This is a genomic window from Streptomyces cucumeris (assembly GCF_024295805.1).
In the GTDB taxonomy this organism is placed as follows: domain Bacteria; phylum Actinomycetota; class Actinomycetes; order Streptomycetales; family Streptomycetaceae; genus Streptomyces; species Streptomyces cucumeris.
Genome location: NZ_JANCLX010000009.1, coordinates 10243 through 28500, shown reverse-complemented (window position 1 = coordinate 28500; position 18258 = coordinate 10243). Strand labels below are relative to the sequence as shown.

15 protein-coding genes are annotated in these 18258 nt (G+C 70.4%); 10 read left to right on the top strand and 5 right to left on the bottom strand.

Going from position 1 to position 18258, the window contains the following annotated elements:
• The first annotated feature begins 41 nt into the window (after nucleotides 1-41).
• The 3 genes from NMK44_RS15745 (at nucleotide 42) to NMK44_RS15735 (ending at nucleotide 4893) form a co-directional block, all read left to right on the top strand.
• A complete protein-coding gene (locus NMK44_RS15745) occupies nucleotides 42-1859 on the top strand; it encodes an ABC-F family ATP-binding cassette domain-containing protein (RefSeq protein WP_254743448.1) in 1818 nt (605 codons plus the stop codon).
• A gap of 264 nt (nucleotides 1860-2123) precedes the next feature.
• On the top strand, nucleotides 2124-3950 hold the full coding sequence (locus NMK44_RS15740) for a PI-PLC domain-containing protein (RefSeq protein ID WP_254743447.1): 1827 nt from the start codon (nucleotides 2124-2126) through the stop codon (nucleotides 3948-3950).
• A 256-nt stretch (nucleotides 3951-4206) separates the two neighbouring features.
• Nucleotides 4207-4893, top strand: a complete 687-nt coding sequence (locus tag NMK44_RS15735) for a response regulator transcription factor (RefSeq protein WP_254743445.1) — start codon at nucleotides 4207-4209, stop codon at nucleotides 4891-4893.
• A gap of 168 nt (nucleotides 4894-5061) precedes the next feature.
• Here the strand turns inward: NMK44_RS15735 and NMK44_RS15730 are convergent, their stop codons facing one another.
• Both NMK44_RS15730 and NMK44_RS15725 read right to left on the bottom strand, forming a co-directional pair.
• Nucleotides 5062-5385, bottom strand: coding sequence for a hypothetical protein (locus NMK44_RS15730; protein ID WP_254743444.1), 324 nt, complete (start codon nucleotides 5383-5385; stop codon nucleotides 5062-5064).
• Between the two features lie 25 nt (nucleotides 5386-5410).
• Nucleotides 5411-7081, bottom strand: coding sequence for a sodium:solute symporter family protein (locus tag NMK44_RS15725; protein ID WP_254743443.1), 1671 nt, complete (start codon nucleotides 7079-7081; stop codon nucleotides 5411-5413).
• 169 nt (nucleotides 7082-7250) lie between these two features.
• Here NMK44_RS15725 and galT point away from each other — a divergent pair, with 169 nt between their 5' ends.
• From galT to NMK44_RS15705, 4 genes are all read left to right on the top strand, one after another.
• The gene (gene galT / locus NMK44_RS15720; RefSeq protein WP_254743442.1) at nucleotides 7251-8294 is read left to right on the top strand and encodes a galactose-1-phosphate uridylyltransferase; all 1044 of its coding nucleotides are present in this window, start codon (nucleotides 7251-7253) and stop codon (nucleotides 8292-8294) included.
• Complete coding sequence (galE, locus tag NMK44_RS15715; RefSeq protein ID WP_254743440.1) at nucleotides 8291-9268, top strand: UDP-glucose 4-epimerase GalE; 978 nt, start codon at nucleotides 8291-8293, stop codon at nucleotides 9266-9268. Before galT ends, galE begins: the two co-directional genes overlap by 4 nt.
• Complete coding sequence (gene galK / locus NMK44_RS15710) at nucleotides 9265-10500, top strand: galactokinase (protein ID WP_254743438.1); 1236 nt, start codon at nucleotides 9265-9267, stop codon at nucleotides 10498-10500. The genes galE and galK overlap by 4 nt, the downstream gene beginning before the upstream one ends.
• A gap of 330 nt (nucleotides 10501-10830) precedes the next feature.
• On the top strand, nucleotides 10831-11652 hold the full coding sequence (locus NMK44_RS15705) for a LuxR C-terminal-related transcriptional regulator (protein ID WP_254743436.1): 822 nt from the start codon (nucleotides 10831-10833) through the stop codon (nucleotides 11650-11652).
• Here NMK44_RS15705 and NMK44_RS15700 read toward each other — a convergent pair.
• The gene (locus NMK44_RS15700) at nucleotides 11611-12108 is read right to left on the bottom strand and encodes a MarR family winged helix-turn-helix transcriptional regulator (RefSeq protein WP_254743434.1); all 498 of its coding nucleotides are present in this window, start codon (nucleotides 12106-12108) and stop codon (nucleotides 11611-11613) included. The two genes, NMK44_RS15705 and NMK44_RS15700, sit on opposite strands and share 42 nt — an antisense overlap.
• A 127-nt stretch (nucleotides 12109-12235) precedes the next feature.
• Between NMK44_RS15700 and NMK44_RS15695 the strand changes: the two genes are divergently transcribed.
• Nucleotides 12236-13060 carry a trans-aconitate 2-methyltransferase gene (locus NMK44_RS15695; RefSeq protein WP_254743432.1) on the top strand — a complete coding sequence of 275 codons (825 nt, stop codon included), beginning with the start codon at nucleotides 12236-12238 and terminating at the stop codon, nucleotides 13058-13060.
• Nucleotides 13057-13419 carry a VOC family protein gene (locus NMK44_RS15690; protein ID WP_254743430.1) on the top strand — a complete coding sequence of 121 codons (363 nt, stop codon included), beginning with the start codon at nucleotides 13057-13059 and terminating at the stop codon, nucleotides 13417-13419. Before NMK44_RS15695 ends, NMK44_RS15690 begins: the two co-directional genes overlap by 4 nt.
• Before the next feature lie 91 nt (nucleotides 13420-13510).
• Here the strand turns inward: NMK44_RS15690 and NMK44_RS15685 are convergent, their stop codons facing one another.
• Nucleotides 13511-14218, bottom strand: coding sequence for a TetR/AcrR family transcriptional regulator (locus NMK44_RS15685; RefSeq protein ID WP_254743852.1), 708 nt, complete (start codon nucleotides 14216-14218; stop codon nucleotides 13511-13513).
• Nucleotides 14218-15198, bottom strand: coding sequence for an acyl-CoA desaturase (locus NMK44_RS15680; protein ID WP_254743428.1), 981 nt, complete (start codon nucleotides 15196-15198; stop codon nucleotides 14218-14220). Before NMK44_RS15680 ends, NMK44_RS15685 begins: the two co-directional genes overlap by 1 nt.
• Before the next feature lie 247 nt (nucleotides 15199-15445).
• Here NMK44_RS15680 and ppc point away from each other — a divergent pair, with 247 nt between their 5' ends.
• The gene (gene ppc, locus NMK44_RS15675; RefSeq protein WP_254743426.1) at nucleotides 15446-18166 is read left to right on the top strand and encodes a phosphoenolpyruvate carboxylase; all 2721 of its coding nucleotides are present in this window, start codon (nucleotides 15446-15448) and stop codon (nucleotides 18164-18166) included.
• Nucleotides 18167-18258 lie beyond the last annotated feature (92 nt).

Below are 18258 nucleotides of genomic sequence, written 5' to 3'. Positions count from 1 at the left end.
GACTAGGCTGGGACGTCGATCGATCCGCGTACAGGAGTGTGATGGCCACCAATCTGGTCAACGTCGAAGCCGTCGGCAAGGTGTACGGCACCCGTGCACTGCTCGACGGGATCTCCCTCGGAGTCAACGAGGGCGACCGGATCGGCGTCGTCGGCCGCAACGGCGACGGCAAGACCACTCTCATCCGGATCCTCGCCAAGCTGGAGTCCGCCGACACCGGCCGGGTCACCCACTCCGGGGGCCTGCGGCTGGGGGTGCTCACCCAGCACGACTCGCTCGACCCCGCGGCCACCGTCCGCCACGAGGTGATCGGCGATCTCGCCGATCACGAGTGGGCGGGCGACGCCCGGATCCGGGACGTGCTCACCGGGCTCTTCGGCGGGCTGGACCTGCCCGCCTTCCCGCAGGGGCTCGACACCGTCATCGGTCCGCTCTCCGGCGGTGAGCGCCGCAGGATCGCGCTGGCCAAACTCCTCATCGCCGAACAGGACCTGATCGTCCTGGACGAGCCCACCAACCACCTCGACGTCGAGGGCATCTCCTGGCTGGCCGCCCATCTGCGGGCGCGCCGCTCGGCGTTGGTGGTCGTCACCCACGACCGCTGGTTCCTCGACCAGGTCTGCACCCGGATGTGGGACGTCCAGCGCGGAGTGGTCCACGAGTACGAGGGCGGCTACAGCGACTACGTCTTCGCCCGGGCCGAGCGGGAGCGCATCGCCGCGACCGAGGAGGCCAAGCGGCAGAACCTGATGCGCAAGGAGCTGGCCTGGCTGCGCCGCGGCGCCCCGGCCCGCACCAGCAAACCGCGCTTCCGGATCGAGGCGGCCAACGCGCTGATCGCCGACGTACCGCCGCCGCGCGACAGCGCCGAGCTGATGAAGTTCGCCAACTCCCGCCTCGGCAAGAGCGTCTTCGAGCTGGAGAACGTGACCGTCACCGCCGGGCCCAAGGTGCTGCTGCGCCATCTCACCTGGCAGTTGGGGCCGGGGGACCGGATCGGTCTGGTGGGCGTGAACGGCGCGGGCAAGACCTCGCTGCTGCGTGCCCTGGCCGAGGCGGCGCGTACCGAGGGTGAGTCCCAGCCCGAGGCGGGCCGGATCAACGTCGGCAAGACCGTCAAACTGGCCTATCTGTCCCAGGAAGTGGCGGAGCTGGACCCCAACTGGCGGGTCCTGGAGGCCGTCGAGCAGATCCGGCAGCGGGTGGACCTCGGCAAGGGCCGGGAGATGACCGCCTCCCAGCTGTGCGAGAAGTTCGGGTTCACCAAGGAGAAGCAGTGGACCCCGGTCGGCGATCTGTCCGGCGGTGAGCGCCGCCGCCTCCAGATCCTGCGGCTGCTGATGGACGAGCCCAATGTGCTCTTCCTCGACGAGCCCACCAACGACCTGGACATCGAGACCCTGACCCAGTTGGAGGACCTGCTCGACGGCTGGCCCGGTTCACTGGTGGTCATCAGCCACGACCGGTACTTCATCGAGCGCACCACCGACCGGGTGCTGGCCCTGCTCGGCGACGCCGCCCTGCGGATGCTGCCGCGCGGTGTGGACGAGTACCTGGAGCGGCGGCAGCGCGTCCAGGCCGAGGCGGCCGCGGCCGCTCCCGCCCGGCAGAAGGCCGCCGAACAGCCCGCGGACGGCCGTCTGTCCGCCGCCGAGCAGCGTGCCGCCAAGAAGGAGCTCCAGCGGATCGAGCGGCGGCTGGACCGGGTCAGCGAGCAGGAGTCCACCCTCCACGACCAGATCGCCCAGAACGCCACGGACTTCACCAAGGTGGCCGAACTCGACGCCCAGTTGCGGGAGCTGGCCAGGGAGCGCGAGGACCTGGAGACCCGCTGGCTGGAGCTGGCCGACGACGTCTGATCCGGCGGGCCGTCCGGTACCGGACACCGCGCCCGCCGTGTGACGCCTGCCGGCAACAGTCCCGTCACAGGCCGGTCTCAGCTGTTCGATGAGGCGGAGACCGGACCGGAGCGTGTCAGCGCCGGGTGATACAAAGAACTCCCGCCTGCCTGCCGTTCACTGGCGGATCTCATGTCCGATTCGCTCCTTCCTGGGGGACTTCGACCTCCAGGATCGCGGGGGAGGCCGATCGGACGATGGGTCCCCGCGCAAGAAGGAATCCGCATGTCACAGCCGCCTCCGCCGCCGAACCAGCCGCCGCAGGGCGGCTTTGGCGCGCCGCAGGATCCTGGTTACGGCTATCCGCAGCAGCCGCCCGCCCCGCCCCAGCAGGGGCCGGGCGCGCCGCAGGCGCCGGGCCAGCCGCCGCAGGGTCCGCCGCCGCCTCCGCCGGTGACCCCGCCGGCCGCGCCGCAGACGCCCCCGCAGGGCGCCGGTGGCTACGGCTACCCGGGGCAGCCGGTGCACGCCCAGCCGACCCAGGTGGGCATGCCCTCGCCGTTCCCGTCCGGTCAGCAGCAGTACGGCTATCCGCAGCAGGGGCAGTACCCGCCCCAGGGGCAGTACCAGTACCCCGGCGCCCCGGCGCCGGGCCCCGGTGGCGGCGGTTCCAACCAGTCCAAGCAGCGCATGATGATCATCGTGGCGGCCGTGGTCGCGGTCGCGCTGGTCATCGGCGGCGGCATCTGGTTCGCCACCAAGGACAAGGGCGGCAGCGAGGCCAAGGACGACGACAAGAAGAGCAGCCAGGGCAGTTCGAGCGGCAATGACGGCGGCTCCTCCGGCGGCTTCAAGAAGAAGCCCGCCCCGGAGACGGCCTCGGGCAAGCTGCTCCACAAGATCCCGATGCCCAAGGTCAAGGACCAGGTCACGGTCTACGGGAGCTGGGTGACCGACGATGTCTACGCGAAGGTCGGCGTCTACAAGATCGCCGGTTATCCGCTGGACGGCGGCAGCCCGAAGTGGGAGATACCGCTCTCCGGTGAGATCTGCTGGGCCTCCGCCCATGTCACCGAGGACGGACTGACCTCGGTGGTCTACAAGGACGCCAAGCCCTCCAAGGAGCGGAAGTACGGCGGCGACTGCACCCAGGTCGGCCTGGTCGACCTCAAGCAGGGCAAGCTGCGCTGGCACAAGCAGCTCGACGGCGACTACTCCAAGATGCGCTTCGACGAGGTGACCATCGGCGGCGGGACGGTGGCCGCGGGCGGCAGCAGGGGCGGTGCCGCCTGGTCCCTCGACGGCAAGCAGCTGTGGAAGCCCAAGGAGGACGACGAGTGCCGCGACAACGGCTACGCGGGCGGCGGGGACAAGCTGGTCGCGGTGCGCAAGTGCGGTGACTACGGCAACGAGCAGATCACCGTCCAGACGCTGAACCCGAAGTCGGGCGCGGTGAAGTCGAGCTACAAGGTCTCCCGGGGCCTGGACTACGTGCACATCGCCTCCACCGACCCGCTGGTGATCGGGCTGGACGCGGGCGATGACACCGGCAGCAGCGTCTCCGACTTCCTGACGATCGACGACAGCGGCAAGGCCGGCAAGGTCGTGAGCAAGACCAGCACCGAGAACGGCAAGTACGAGCCCAAGTGCGAGTCGACCAACGTCGAGGGCTGCAAGCGGATCGGCATCAGCAAGGCGACGAACAGCCTGTTCATGGCGACGGAGGACCGCAGCTTCAGCTCCGAAGGTCCCCGTAACGAGATCGTCGCCTTCAGCCTGAAGACGGGCAAGCCGATCGGGAAGACCGAGGGCGTCACCGCCGCCACCTTGACGCCGCTCGGCACCGACAAGGACGGCTATGTGCTCGCCTACCAGGACGGCGGTTACTCCCGCGGCGGCGCCGTGTGGCGGATCGACCCCAAGTCGTACGAGAAGAGCAAGCTGCTCCAGAACGACAGCTCGACCGCCGAGGTCGAGTCGGACTTCAGCGCGGAGTACTCGGAGGTCCTCTCCGACGGCAAGCGGCTCTTCATGGCCGACCGCTACGCCAGCAAGCCGTCGGGTCAGTACGACAAGGACGACCCGCTGGCGGTCATCTTCGGCGCGAGCTGACCCCGGCCCGGCCCACACCTCCGGCGGCCCCGCCCGTACCCCGGTACGGGCGGGGCCGCCGTTGTGCGCTCCGGCTCATGAACCGTCCTCTTCGATCGTCCGGACCGCTCGCATCGGTCGGTTTCGGACGTCGATCGGATGTCAAGTAGGCGCGAATGGCCGGGATTTCGGCATTCCGGGGGGCTTCTTCCCGGTAGGGGGCGCGCGACGTCGAACAAGCGTGTAGCTTCCCCCCTGGGCGAAATGGGGGGAGCTCATGGGCGTGCGACTCATGGTGGTCGACGATCACCGTCTGCTCGCGGAGGCGCTCGCCTCGGCGTTGAAGCTGCGCGGGCACCGGGTGCTCGCCGCGGCCGCGCCGAGCGCGGGGGCGGCCGATCTGGTGGTGAGCCGGGCACCGGAGGTGTGTCTGCTGGGCACCGCGACACCGGCCGAGCCGGGGGTCTTCGATCCGGTCGTGCGGATCAAGAAGGAACGGCCGCAGATCGCGGTGGTGGTGCTCGGCCCGGTGCCGAGTCCGCGCGGTATAGCGGCCGCGTTCGCGGCCGGGGCGTCCGGCTATGTGCGCCACGACGAGCGCATCGAGGGTGTGGAGCGCGCCATGATGAAGGCGCGGGCCGGAGAGGCCGCCGTGGCACCGCAGTTGCTCCAGGGGGCCTTCGCGGAACTGCTCAACCCCGCGGCCCAGCCCGATGACGAGGGCGCCCGGCTGCTGCGGATGCTCACCCCGCGCGAGGTGGAGGTGCTGGTACGGGTCGCGGAGGGCGAGGACACCCGGCTGATCGCGGCCGGCATGGGGATCGCGCCCAGCACCGCCCGCACCCATGTGCAGCGGGTGCTGATGAAGCTGGGCGTCGGGTCGCGGCTGGAGGCCGCCGCGCTGGCGGCGCGCACCGGACTGCTGGAGCGGGCGGCGGCACACCGCGCGTCGCCGCCCGCCTAGGCCCTGTCCTGCCGGTCTTCGTGGGCCCGCGACGCCTGGCACCGCACCTCGCCGCGTTGTCGGGCTCATCCGAGTACGCCCAGTACAAGGACGACCCTCCGCCTTGCGAGCTACGGCACCAGACGCCGCGGCCTGATCCACGAAGACCGACAGGACAGGACCTTGCCATCAGACCGTCTCGTCCCCGGGCCGGGCCGGACCCGGCGGCGGTTCGGGGGCGGGCTCCGGGGCGGTCGCGGGCCGCAGCCACATCCAGACCAGGAACAGCACCCCGACGATGAGCATCGCCAGCCCCGTCCACAGGTTGATGTTGATGTTCTGGGCCTTCTTCAGGTCCGCTTCGGAGGCGGTGATCCCGGCGATCGTCACGATGATGCCGTAGACCACGAACAGTCCGCCGATGAGCCGCCGGACGTCGAACAGCCGGGCAGCGGTCGCCGACTTCTCCGCGAGCTCCTCGACCTGGTGCTGGTACTCGAACTCGTCACTCATGGCGCGATCTCCTTTCCGGCCGGGGTCACAGGGAGAACGGGACGTAGCACAGGGCCGCGAGGATGATCGCGCCCCAGCCCAGCAGCGCGGGCTTGCGGTACCAGGCCTCGTCGCCCGCGGCCGGGGGTTCGGCCATCCCGGGCGAGGTGGTGCCGTAGACCAGCCCGGCCAGCGACTCCACCGGCTTGGGCTGGGTGAACAGCGAGACGCCCACCATCACCACACCGCCGACGACGAACGCCACGATCGCGGAGACGAAGTTGGCGCCCTGGTCGCTGGGGATCGAGATGACGCCCTCCTGGTAGAACCAGAAGTAGTTGATCATCGCGGCCACGGTGCCGCTGAGCAGTCCCCAGAACCCGGCCGCGGCGGTGGCCCGCTTCCAGAACATCCCGATGATGAAGACGCAGAACAGCGGCACGTTGAAGAAGGAGAACAGGGTCTGGAGGTAGTTCATGATGTTGCTGAACGAGGAGGCGATGAACGCCGTCCCCATACCGCACAGCACCCCGACGGCGGTGACCACCCGCCCGGTGAGCAGGTAGTACTCATCCGGGCGGCCCTTGCGGATGTAGGCGCCCCAGATGTCGTTGGTGAACACCGTGTTGAACGAGGAGACATTGGCCGCCATGCCCGCCATGAAGGCGGCCAGCAGACCCGTCACCGCCAGTCCCAGCACCCCGTTGGGCAGCAGGTCCCGCATGAGCAGCGGGATCGCGTCGTTGTACTGTGTCCCGCTCTTCTCGGTGCCGATACCCGGTTCGAGGACCAACGCGATCAGCCCGGGGACCACCACGATCAGCGGGATGAACATCTTGGGGAAGGCGGCGATCAGCGGGGTGCGCTGGGCGGCCGAGAGGTTCTTGGCCGACAGGGCGCGCTGCACCTCGGCGAAGTTGGTCGTCCAGTAGCCGAAGCTCAGACAGAAGCCCAGACCCAGCACGATGGTCAGCCAGTTGGCGCCCAGCGGGTTGTCGGATCCGATACCGGTGCCGCCCCACGCCGAGGTGAAGTCGGCGCCGTGGGAGGTCTCGAGGGAGTCCTTCAGCCCGCCCCAGCCGCCGACCCGCTTGAGGCCGACGATGGTCAGCGGGATCAGGGCGGCGAGGATGACGAAGAACTGGAGCACCTCGTTGTAGATCGCCGAGGACAGACCGCCCAGGGTGATGTACGCCAGCACGAAGAAGCCCGCGACCACGATGGCCACCCACTGTGGCCAGCCGAGCAGCGCCTCCACCACGATCGCCATCGCGTACAGGTTGACGCCCGCGATCAGCACGGACGCCACGGAGAAGATCACCGAGCTGAGCAGATGCGAGGACGGCCCGTAGCGGTGCAGCAGGAACTCGGGCACGGACCGCACCTTCGACCCGTAGTAGAAGGGCATCATCACCAGGCCGAGGAAGACCATGGCCGGGATCGCGCCCACCCAGTACCAGTGCACGGTGTAGACCCCGTACTGCGCGCCGTTGGCCGCCATGCCCAGGATCTCCAGGGCGCCGAGGTTGGCCGCGACGAAGGCGAGTCCGGTGACCCATGCGGGCAGTGACCGCCCGGAGAGGAAGAAGTCGAGGCTGGTCTGCACGCTCCGTCTGGCGGCGAATCCGACGCCGAGCACCACGGCGAAGTAGAGGATCAGGATCGAGTAGTCGAGCGCGTTGGTGGGGAGCCGTAGCCCTTCGGCCAGATAGTGCATAGGTGACTCGCTTCATTGCGTGAACGGAATGCACCACAAACGTGCGGTGAAGGTATCCGAATTCTCCATCTTTGTCCGAGCCCTTCACTGTCCATTGACGGCACTGTGCGCTTGTGGTTCATTATGTTTAGTTGTGTTGAGTGAGGATGGCACGTAAGGAGCCGGCGGAGTGAAGAAGACGGCGACGCGGCTCGCGGACGGACGCGAGCTCATCTACTACGACGCGCACGGTGACGCGGTGCGCGACGCCGTCGACCAGCGGCCGCTGGACCCCATCACCACCCGCTCCGGTATCCGTCACGACCCGCTGCTCGGTGATGACGTGGCCGTTGCCTCGCACCGTCAGGGGCGCACCTACCACCCGCCCGCCGACGAATGCCCGCTGTGCCCCTCCCGGGACGGGCGGCACACCGAGATCCCCGCGGCCGACTACGACGTGGCCGTCTTCGAGAACCGCTTTCCGTCGCTCGCGGGGGAGTCGGGCCGGTGCGAGGTGGTCTGCTTCACCTCGGACCATGACGCCTCGTTCGCCGATCTGTCCCTCGAGCGCGCCGGTCTGGTGCTCGACGTGTGGGCGGACCGCACCGTGGCGCTGTCCCGGCTCCCCGCTGTCGAGCAGGTCTTCTGCTTCGAGAACCGCGGCCGGGAGATCGGGGTCACCCTCGGCCATCCGCACGGCCAGATCTACGGCTATCCCTTCGTGACCCCGCGGACGCGCCGGATGCTGGACTCGGTCGCCGCCCACCATGAGCGGACCGGTCGGAATCTGTTCGACGATGTGGTGGCCGGGGAGCTGGCCGACGGAGAGCGGGTGGTGATCGACGGGGAGCACTGGACCGCCTTCGTCCCCTACGCCGCCCACTGGCCGTACGAGGTCCACCTCTACCCGAAGCGGCGGGTCGCGGACCTCACCGAGCTGGACGACGCCGCACGCAAAGAATTCCCACAGGTCTATCTGGAACTCTTGCAGCGCTTCGACCGGATCTTCGGGGAGGGGGAGCCGCCCACGCCGTACATCGCCGCCTGGCACCAGGCGCCGTTCACCGCGGTGAACCGGCGGGATTTCGCTCTGCACCTCGAGCTTTTCACCATTCGCCGCACTTCCGGCAAGCTGAAGTTTCTCGCGGGTTCCGAATCCGGCATGAACGTGTTCATCAATGATGTGCCGCCTGAGGCCGCGGCCGAGCGACTGCGAGAGGTAGCGAGCAAGTGAGCAATGCGCAGCAGAAGAAGTACCTGGTCACCGGCGGTGCGGGCTATGTCGGCAGCGTGGTCGCGGCGCATCTGCTGGAGGCCGGTCACCAGGTGACCGTCCTGGACGACCTGTCCACCGGGCACCGCGCGGGCGTCCCCGCGGGCGCGGAGTTCATCGAGGGCCGCGTCCAGGATGCGGGCAAGTGGCTCGACCCCTCCTTCGACGCGGTGCTGCACTTCGCCGCCTCCTCACAGGTCGGCGAGTCCGTGGTGCGCCCGGAGAAGTACTGGGCCAACAACGTCGGCGGCACCACCGACCTGCTCGCCGCGATGCGCGACGCGGGGGTGCGCACCCTGGTGTTCTCCTCCACCGCCGCCACCTATGGCGAACCCGACGAGGTCCCGATCACCGAGGACGCCGCCACCGCGCCCACCAACCCCTACGGCGCCACCAAGCTGGCCGTCGACCACATGATCGGCGGCGAGTGCGCGGCCCACGGCCTGGCCGCCGTCTCCCTGCGCTACTTCAACGTCGCGGGCGCCTACGGGGCGTACGGCGAGCGCCATGAGCCCGAGTCCCATCTGATCCCGCTGGTGCTCCAGGTCGCCCAGGGCCGCCGCGAGACGATCTCCGTCTACGGCGATGACTACCCGACCCCCGACGGCACCTGCGTGCGCGACTACATCCATGTCGCCGACCTGGCCGAGGCCCATCTGCTGGCGCTGGACGCGGCCGTCTCCGGTGAACACCTGATCTGCAACCTCGGCAACGGGAACGGCTTCTCCGTCCGTGAGGTCATCGAGACCGTGCGCCGGGTCACCGGCCATCCCGTCCCCGAGACCGCGGCCCCCCGTCGCGGCGGTGACCCGGCGGTGCTGGTGGCCTCGGCCGAGCGCGCCAAGGAGCGGCTGGGCTGGCGCCCGAGCCGTACCGACCTGGCCGGAATCGTGGCGGACGCATGGGAGTTCGCACGGCGGAGGGAGAGCGAGTGACCGACAGCGACAGCGACAGCGGCAGCGACGGCGACCGGGCCCGGCGGGCGGCGGACCGGTTCCGCGAGGTCCACGGAACCGATCCCGCCGGGGTGTGGGCGGCCCCCGGGCGGGTCAATCTGATCGGTGAGCACACCGACTACAACGACGGTTTCGTCATGCCGCTCGCCCTGCCGCACACCTGTCTGGCGGCCGCGGCCCCGCGCCGCGACGGTGTGCTGCGGGTGCACTCCGGGGAGGCGCCGGGCGGCACCGTCGCCCTGCGCGTCGCCGATCTGACCCCGGCCGGGACCGGCGGGGCGGGCGGCGACCAGGGCGGCTGGGCGGCCTATCCGGCGGGTGTGGTCTGGGTGATGCGGGCGGCCGGGCTGCTTCCGGACGACGCCGCGGGCCCGGCCGGCGCGGACCTGTACTTCACCTCCACCGTGCCCACCGGCGCCGGGCTCTCCTCCTCCGCGGCGCTGGAGGTGGTCACCGCGACCGCGCTGAACGACCTCTACGGACTGGGCCTCACGCCCGGGGAGATCGCCCGGCTGTGCCAGCGCGCGGAGAACGAGTTCGTGGGCGTGCCCTGCGGGATCATGGACCAGACCGCGTCCGCCTGCTGCACCGGGGGCCATGCGCTCTTCCTCGACGCCCGGGACCTGACCAGCCGTCAGGTGCCGTTCGACCTGGCGGCGGAGGGGCTGCGCCTGCTGGTGGTGGACACCCGGGTCACCCATGAGCTGGGCGACGGCGCCTACGCCGAGCGGCGGGCCGCGTGCGAGACCGCGGCGCGGGAGCTCGGGGTGCGGGCGCTGCGCGAGGTGTCCCCCGAGGGGCTGGACGACGCGCTGGCGCGGCTCGCGAAGGCGGGCCAGGATGCTTCCGTGCTGCGGCGGGTCCGGCATGTGGTGACCGAGAACCGCCGGGTGGAGGAGGTCGTCGCACGGCTCGACGCGGGTGACGTCCGGGCGATCGGACCGGTGCTGACCGACGGACACGCCTCCTGCCGCGACGACTTCGAGATCTCCTGCCCGGAGCTGGACCTGGTGGTGGAGTCCGCGAACGCCGCGGGCGCGCTGGGGGCGCGGATGACCGGTGGCGGCTTCGGCGGCTCAGCCATCGTCCTGGTCGAGGAGACCGCCGCGGATGCGGTGGGCAAGGCGGTCACCGAGGCGTTCACCGGGGCGGGGCACCGGGCCCCGCGGATCTTCACCGCGGTGCCGAGTGCGGGGGCGCGGCGGCTCTAGCCCTGGACCCTCGGCCACTCCGCGATCGGTTTTCGCCGTTCTGGGCCGACATACTCCCCAAGACCGAACACAAAACTCACAGTAAACGGGTGAGGACGGACAGTTTCGCGAAACGGCTCCGGATTGTGGGTCCCGGCCTTACGCTGAGTACAGCACCGGTGGGGGCCGGTGCTTCATCAGGGGGCGAGACAGTCAGGTACGACGCCCGGGGCGGGGTAGCGATGACGGCGCGGCGGCGGCCGCGCGGATCGTGCTGACCTCTTGCCGGGCGCCGTACCCGCACTGATGCTCGGAGCAGTCCGGGAAGTTCCGGTGACGTGGGGGGTGTCCGTGGCACGTATTCGGGTTCTCGTGGTCGACGACCATCGCATTTTCGCCGAGTCACTGGCAGCCGCCCTCGCGGCGGAGCAGGACGTGGACGTGGCGGCGGCGGGGAGCGGTCCGGCGGCGCTGCGCTGTCTGGAGCGGGGCGCCGCCGAAGGGCGCCGGTTCGACGTCCTGTTAGTCGACGCCGATCTGGGTACCGCGGCCGGTGACCACGCGCCGGTACCGCTGCCCACCCAGCCGGACGCGGCCTACGGCGGGGCGCGCCCGCCGGGGTCCACCGTGCCCGCCCGCCCGGTCAACGGCCGTGCGGCGGACGGGATATCGCTGGTCGGCGGGGTCCGCACCGCCCAGCCGGGGGTGCGCACCGTGGTGCTGGCCGAGCGGGACGATCCGCGCCGGGCGGCCGCGGCCCTCCAGGCCGGAGCCTGCGGCTGGGTCGCCAAGGACTGCTCGCTGGTCCGGCTGCTTGCGGTGATCCGCGGGGTGCTGCGGGACGAGACGCATCTGCCGCCCGCTCTGCTCACCGGCGTCCTGCGGGAGTTGACCGCCGCGCGCAAGCACCGCACCGAGAGCGAGCGGCTGGTGGAGTCGCTGACCCCGCGGGAGCGCGAGGTGTTGCGCTGCATGGTGGCCGGGCTCGGCCGCAAGGCGGTCGCCGAGCGGCTGTTCCTCTCCCCGCACACCGTCCGCACCCATATGCAGAACGTGCTGGGCAAGCTGGGGGTGCACTCCACCCTGGCGGCCGTGGCGCTGGCCCGGCGGGCCGGGGTCGGCCCGGTCGACCTAGCCGGGGAAATTGTCGAACGGGGCGGTCAGCTGGCGTAGCAGCGCCGCCAGTTGCGCGCGCTGGGCCTGCGAGAGCTCGGCGAGGATCGCATGCTCCTGGTCCAGCAGTCCGGCCAGTGCCTGGTCCGCGCGGTCCCGTCCCTCGGTGGTCAGCCGGACCAGCACCCCGCGCCGGTCGCTGGGGTCGGGCTCCCGCTGCACCAGGCCCTTCTTGGCGAGCCGGTCGATCCGGTTGGTCATGGTGCCGGAGGTCACCAGGGTCTGCGTGAGCAACTGCCCGGGGGAGAGCTGGTACGGAGGCCCGGCCCGGCGCAGTGAGGTCAGGACGTCGAACTCCCAGGGCTCAAGCTGGTGCTCGGAGAAGGCGATCCGCCGCGCCCGGTCCAGATGGCGGGCGAGCCGGCTGACCCGGCTGAGCACTTCGAGCGGTTCGACATCGAGATCGGGGCGCTCCCGCCGCCACGCCGCGACCAGCCGATCGACCTCGTCCTCCATGGCGATCAGTGTAATAGGTCTGTCGACATGAAGTCTCTTGACATCAAGAGATATCGTGGAGCACCGTGAGGGAGCGTGGAAACGCGATCACGATGTCCCGACCGTACCCGCAGGGGGCTTGACGACCATGAGTACCGCACCGCAGTGGGATCCGCAGCAGTACCTGCGTCACTCCGGCTATCGCACCCGGCCCTTCCTCGACCTGCTGGCCCGGGTCCCCCGGCTGCCCGCCGAGGCCGGTCACGCCCCCCGGATCGCCGATCTCGGCTGCGGCCCCGGCAATGTCACCACGCTGCTCTTCGACCGCTGGCCCGACGCCCGGGTCACCGGTCTGGACAACTCCGCCGAGATGCTGGAGTCCGCCAAGCCGCTGGCGGGCCCGACCACCGGCGGCGGCCATCTGGACTTCCGCTCCGCCGACATCCTGCGCTGGGCCCCCGATGAGACCTACGACCTGATCGCCTCCAACGCGGCGCTGCAATGGGTGCCCGGCCATGTCGACGCCTTCCCCACCTGGCTGGACGCGCTGCGTCCCGGCGGCTCCCTCGCCTTCCAGATCCCCGGCAACTTCGACGCCCCCAGCCACCGCCTGCTGCGCGAGCTGTGCGCGTCACCCCGCTGGCGCGACCGGCTCGGTGAAACGCTCCGCCACCGCGGCGCGGTGCTGGACCCGGTCGGCTACCAGGACCGGCTGGCCGCGCTCGGCTGCGAGGCCGATGTCTGGGAGACCACCTACGTACAGGTCCTCAGCGGCCCCGACCCCGTGCTCGACTGGGTGAAGGGCACCGGACTGCGCCCGGTGCTGACCGCCCTCGCGGACGATCCGCAGGCGGCCGAGGAGTTCACGGGTGAGTACCGCGAGCTGCTGCGCGAGGCGTACCCGCCCCGGCCGTACGGCACGCCCTTCCCGTTCCGCCGCATCTTCGTGGTCGCCCGGAAGCGGACGAAGTGATCGCCGCCCTCGACCACGTCCAGCTCGCGGCCCCGCCGGGCAGCGAAGCCGCGCTGCGCGCCTACTACGGCGAGGTGCTCGGTATGACCGAGATCCCCAAGCCGCCCGTGCTCGCCGCGCGCGGCGGGGTGTGGTTCCAGACCGGTCCGGTCCAGCTCCACCTGGGCATCGAGCAGGACTTCCGGCCCGCCCGCAAGGCTCATCCGGGGCTGCGGGTCACCGGTATCGAGGAGTTCGCAGCCCGGCTCATCGAGCGGGGCGCCCCGGTCACCTGGGACGGTGACCTTCCCGGCCACCGCCGCTTCACCTCCGAGGACCCGGTGGGCAACCGGCTGGAGTTCCTGGAGCCCCTCGGATGACCCCTTCGGCCGGGACGGGGGTCCGGCCGAAGAGGGGTGAGGCCGTGTCGTCGGGATCTCCGCGCATCAGCGGAGACCCCGACGGCACGGCCTAGTTCTTGCGGTGACCTATCAGCCGCGGCTTGGGCTCCAGACCGTCCAGACCGTGCCAGGCCAGATTCACCAGATGGGCCGCGACCTCGGCCTTCTTGGGCTTGCGAACGTTCAGCCACCATTGGCCGGTCAGCGCCACCATGCCCACCAGCGCCTGCGCATAGAGCGGGGCCAGCTTGGCGTCGAAACCGCGCGCCTTGAACTCCAGGCCGAGGATGTCCTCGACCTGGGTGGCGATATCGCTGATCAGCGAGGCGAAGGTGCCGGTCGACTGGGCCACCGGGGAGTCACGGACCAGGATCCGGAAGCCGTCGGTGTACGCCTCGATGTAGTCGAGGAGCGCGAACGCGGCCTGCTCCAGCAGTTCGCGGGGGTGGCCCGCGGTCAGGGCTCCGGTCACCATGTCCAGCAGCTGGCGCATCTCGCGGTCCACCACGACCGCGTAGAGCCCCTCCTTGCCGCCGAAGTGCTCGTAGACCACCGGCTTGGAGACCCCGGCCTTGGCCGCGATCTCCTCCACCGAGGTGCCCTCGAAGCCCCGCTCGGCGAAGAGCGTGCGACCGATGTCCAGCAGCTGCTCACGGCGTTCCTTGCCCGTCATCCGGACCCGGCGGGTACGCCGGGTCCCGGAACCTGAGTGCCGGGCGGCCCTGGCGGGCCGGTCCCTGTTGCCGCTGGTATTACTATCGGTCGCCACAGGCTCCATCATGCCGCTCCGACGGACTCCTCTTTACGCCGGGCGTCGATACGGGCCTCGTTCGGCCACCGGACGTCATACGCCCAGCCCGCCTTCTCGAACCAGCGGATGATCCGGGCGCTGGAGTCGAGCTGTCCCCGCATCACACCGTGCCGGGCCGAGGTCGGGTCCGCGTGGTGCAGGTTGTGCCATGACTCACCGCACGAGAGCACGGCGAGCCACCAGACGTTGCCGGAGCGGTCACGCGACTTGAAGGGACGCTTGCCCACCGCGTGGCAGATCGAGTTGATCGACCAGGTGACGTGGTGCAGCAATGCCACCCGGACGAGCGATCCCCAGAAGAACGCGGTCACCGCGCCCTGCCAGGACCAGGTCACCAGACCGCCGATCAGCGGGGGCAGCATCAGCGAGACCACGGTCCACAGCGCGAACTGCCGGGAGATCGCGCGCAGGGTGCTGTCCTTGACCAGGTCCGGAGCGTACTTCTGCTGTGAGGTCTGCTCCTCGTCGAACATCCATGCGATATGGGCCCACCACAGGCCCTTCAGCAGAGCCGGGACGGTCTCCCCGTACCGCCACGGAGAGTGAGGGTCCCCCTCGGCGTCGGAGAACTTGTGGTGCTTGCGGTGATCGGCCACCCAGCGCACCAGCGGGCCCTCCACCGCCAGCGATCCGGCGATGGCCAGCGCGATCCGCAGCGGGCGCTTGGCCTTGAAGGAGCCATGGGTGAAGTAGCGGTGGAAGCCGATGGTGATGCCGTGGCAGCCGATGTAGTACATGGCCACCATCAGTCCCAGGTCCAGCCAGCTCACCCCCCAGCCCCAGGCCAGGGGGATGGCGGCGAGCAGGGCGAGGAACGGGACGGTGATGAACAGCAGCAGGGTGAGCTGCTCGATGGAACGCTTGCTGTCCCCGCCGAGCGTGGCGGAGGGAATGGGCTTTTCCTGGGCCTTCGGCGCGTCGTCTACCACGTCGGGGCTTGCAGTCATGGGATCCCTCGTGGGGCTCGGGGGCTGGGCTACGGATCCGTAACCTACGGCGACGTAAGTATGGCAGGGCCTCGAAGCGGGGCAAGAGGGCTCTGGTCCCTCTCAGGGACGCGCCGCCTATCCTGGGTGCGTCGGACAGCGCGGTCCGCACCTGGCCGAAAGCATGGGGGCCATGGCGCGCGGTACCCGCCGCGCAGGCGCTTCGCCCCGCTTGACGAACCCCGTTCACTGCAAGGAGCCCGCACCTGTGAGCAGTGCCGACCACACCAATGCCGCCCTGCGCGCCGATATCCGCCGTCTGGGCGATCTGCTCGGCGAGACACTCGTCCGCCAGGAGGGCCCCGACCTCCTCGACCTCGTCGAGCGCGTCCGCGCCCTCACCCGCAGTGACGGAGAGGCCGCGGCGGAGCTGCTGGGCTCGACCGACCTCGCGACCGCCGCCAAGCTGGTGCGAGCGTTCTCCACCTATTTCCACCTCGCGAACGTCACCGAGCAGGTGCACCGCGGCCGTGAGCTGCGCGCCCGCCGGGACGCCGAGGGCAGCATCCTCACCCGCACCGCCGACCAGCTCAAGGACGCCGACCCCGAGCACGTCCGGCAGACCGTCGAGCGGCTCAATGTGCGCCCGGTCTTCACCGCGCACCCCACCGAGGCCGCCCGCCGCACCGTCCTGAACAAGCTCCGCCGGATCGCCGAGCTGCTCGACGGGCTGGCCGCCGGGGGCGAGGAGCGCCGCACCGATCTGCGCCTCGCCGAGAACATCGACCTGCTCTGGCAGACCGATGAGCTGCGGGTGGCCCGCCCCGAGCCCGCCGACGAGGCCCGTAACGCCATCTACTACCTGGACGAGCTGCACGCCCACGCCGTCGGAGACGTCCTGGAGGACCTCTCCGCCGAGCTGGACCGGGTCGGCCTGGAGCTGCCCGCCACCACCCGCCCGCTCACCTTCGGCACCTGGATTGGCGGTGACCGCGACGGCAACCCCAACGTCACCCCCGAGGTCACCCGTGAGGTGCTGATCCTGCAGCACGAGCACGGCATCACCGACGCGCTGGAGATCATCGACGATCTGCGCGCGGCCCTCTCCAGCTCCATCCGCAACTCCGAGGCGTCCGAGGAACTGCTCGGCTCCCTCCAGCGCGACCTGGAGCTCCTCCCGGAGATCAGCCCCCGCTACAAGCGGCTCAACGCCGAGGAGCCCTACCGGCTCAAGGCCACCTGTATGCGGCAGAAGCTGATCAACACCCGGGAGCGGCTCGCCTCGGACACCCCTCACCAGCCCGGCCGCGACTACCTCGGCACCGCCGAGCTCCTCGCCGATCTCCACCTCATCCAGGACTCGCTGCGCGCCCACCGCGGACGGCTGATCGCCGACGGCCGGCTGGAGCGCGCCCTGCGCACCCTGGCCGCGTTCGGCCTCCAGCTCGCCACCATGGACGTCCGGGAACACGCCGACGCCCACCACCACGCGCTCGGCCAGCTCTTCGACCGGCTGGGCGAGGAGTCCTGGCGCTACGCCGACATGCCGCGCGACTACCGTCGCAAGCTGCTGGCCAAGGAGCTGCGCTCGCGCCGTCCGCTCGCCCCGTCCCCGGCCCCGCTGGACGCCGCCGGGACCAAGACCCTCGGTGTCTTCCGCACCATCCGGGACTCCTTCGAGCGGTTCGGCCCGGAGATCGTCGAGTCCTACATCATCTCCATGTGCCAGGGCTCCGACGACGTCTTCGCCGCGGCCGTCCTCGCCCGTGAGGCCGGGCTGATCGATCTGCACGCGGGCTGGGCCAAGATCGGCATCGTGCCGCTGCTGGAGACCACCGATGAGCTGAAGATCGCCGACAAGCTGCTCGACGAGATGCTGGCCGACCCCTCCTACCGGCGGCTCGTCGCCCTCCGCGGCGATGTCCAGGAGGTCATGCTCGGCTACTCCGACTCCTCCAAGTTCGGCGGTATCACCACCTCCCAGTGGGAGATCCACCGCGCCCAGCGGCTGCTGCGCGACGTCGCCCACCGGCACGGCGTACGGCTGCGGCTCTTCCACGGCCGCGGCGGCACCGTCGGCCGCGGTGGCGGCCCCACCCATGACGCGATCCTCGCCCAGCCCTGGGGCACCCTGGAGGGCGAGATCAAGGTGACCGAGCAGGGCGAGGTCATCTCCGACAAGTACCTCGTCCCGGCGCTCGCCCGGGAGAACCTGGAGCTGACGGTCGCGGCCACCCTCCAGGCGTCCGCCCTGCACACCGCGCCCCGTCAGTCGGACGAGGCGCTCACCCGCTGGGACTCGGCGATGGAGACCGTCTCCGAGGCCGCCCACTCCGCGTACCGCAGGCTGGTCGAGGACCCCGATCTGCCCGCGTACTTCTTCGCCTCCACCCCGGTGGACCAGCTCGCCGAACTCCACCTGGGCTCCCGGCCCTCCCGCCGTCCCGACTCGGGCGCCGGACTGGACGGACTGCGGGCCATCCCGTGGGTGTTCGGCTGGACCCAGTCCCGGCAGATCGTGCCCGGCTGGTTCGGGGTGGGCTCCGGTCTGAAGGCCGCCCGGGAGGCCGGTCTCGACGGTGTCCTGGACGAGATGCACCAGCACTGGCACTTCTTCCGCAACTTCCTGTCCAACGTGGAGATGACCCTCGCCAAGACGGATCTGCGGATCGCCCGCCACTACGTCGACACTCTGGTGCCCGACGAGCTGGGGCATGTCTTCGACACCATCGTGGCCGAGCATGAGCTGACCGTCCGCGAGGTGCTGCGGATCACCGGCGGAACCGAGCTGCTGGACTCCAACCCGGTGCTGAAGCAGACCTTCCACGTCCGGGACGCCTATCTCGACCCGATCTCCTACCTCCAGGTCTCGCTGCTGCACCGGCAGCGCACCGCCCGGGAGAACGGCGAGGAGGCCGATCCGGTGCTCGCCCGCGCCCTGCTCCTCACCGTCAACGGGGTCGCGGCGGGTCTGCGCAACACCGGCTGACCCCGGTCACCCACCCCATGACACCGGGCGGTGGGCCCCGCAAAAAAGGGGCCCACCCCCCGTGTCGGCGTGATGGGGGGCCCGCCGGGCGG

Excerpts from the sequence above, each read along its gene's own strand:
- NMK44_RS15700 (WP_254743434.1), bottom strand. The coding sequence starts at position 12,108 with ATGGAGGACGAGGTCGATCGGCTGGTCGCGGCGTGGCGGCGGGAGCGC.
- NMK44_RS15730 (WP_254743444.1), bottom strand. The coding sequence starts at position 5,385 with ATGAGTGACGAGTTCGAGTACCAGCACCAGGTCGAGGAGCTCGCGGAG.
- NMK44_RS15725 (WP_254743443.1), bottom strand. The coding sequence starts at position 7,081 with ATGCACTATCTGGCCGAAGGGCTACGGCTCCCCACCAACGCGCTCGAC.
- NMK44_RS15685 (WP_254743852.1), bottom strand. The coding sequence starts at position 14,218 with ATGGAGCCTGTGGCGACCGATAGTAATACCAGCGGCAACAGGGACCGG.
- NMK44_RS15695 (WP_254743432.1), top strand. The coding sequence starts at position 12,236 with ATGAGTACCGCACCGCAGTGGGATCCGCAGCAGTACCTGCGTCACTCC.
- NMK44_RS15735 (WP_254743445.1), top strand. The coding sequence starts at position 4,207 with ATGGGCGTGCGACTCATGGTGGTCGACGATCACCGTCTGCTCGCGGAG.
- NMK44_RS15740 (WP_254743447.1), top strand. The coding sequence starts at position 2,124 with ATGTCACAGCCGCCTCCGCCGCCGAACCAGCCGCCGCAGGGCGGCTTT.
- NMK44_RS15745 (WP_254743448.1), top strand. The coding sequence starts at position 42 with ATGGCCACCAATCTGGTCAACGTCGAAGCCGTCGGCAAGGTGTACGGC.
- NMK44_RS15680 (WP_254743428.1), bottom strand. The coding sequence starts at position 15,198 with ATGACTGCAAGCCCCGACGTGGTAGACGACGCGCCGAAGGCCCAGGAA.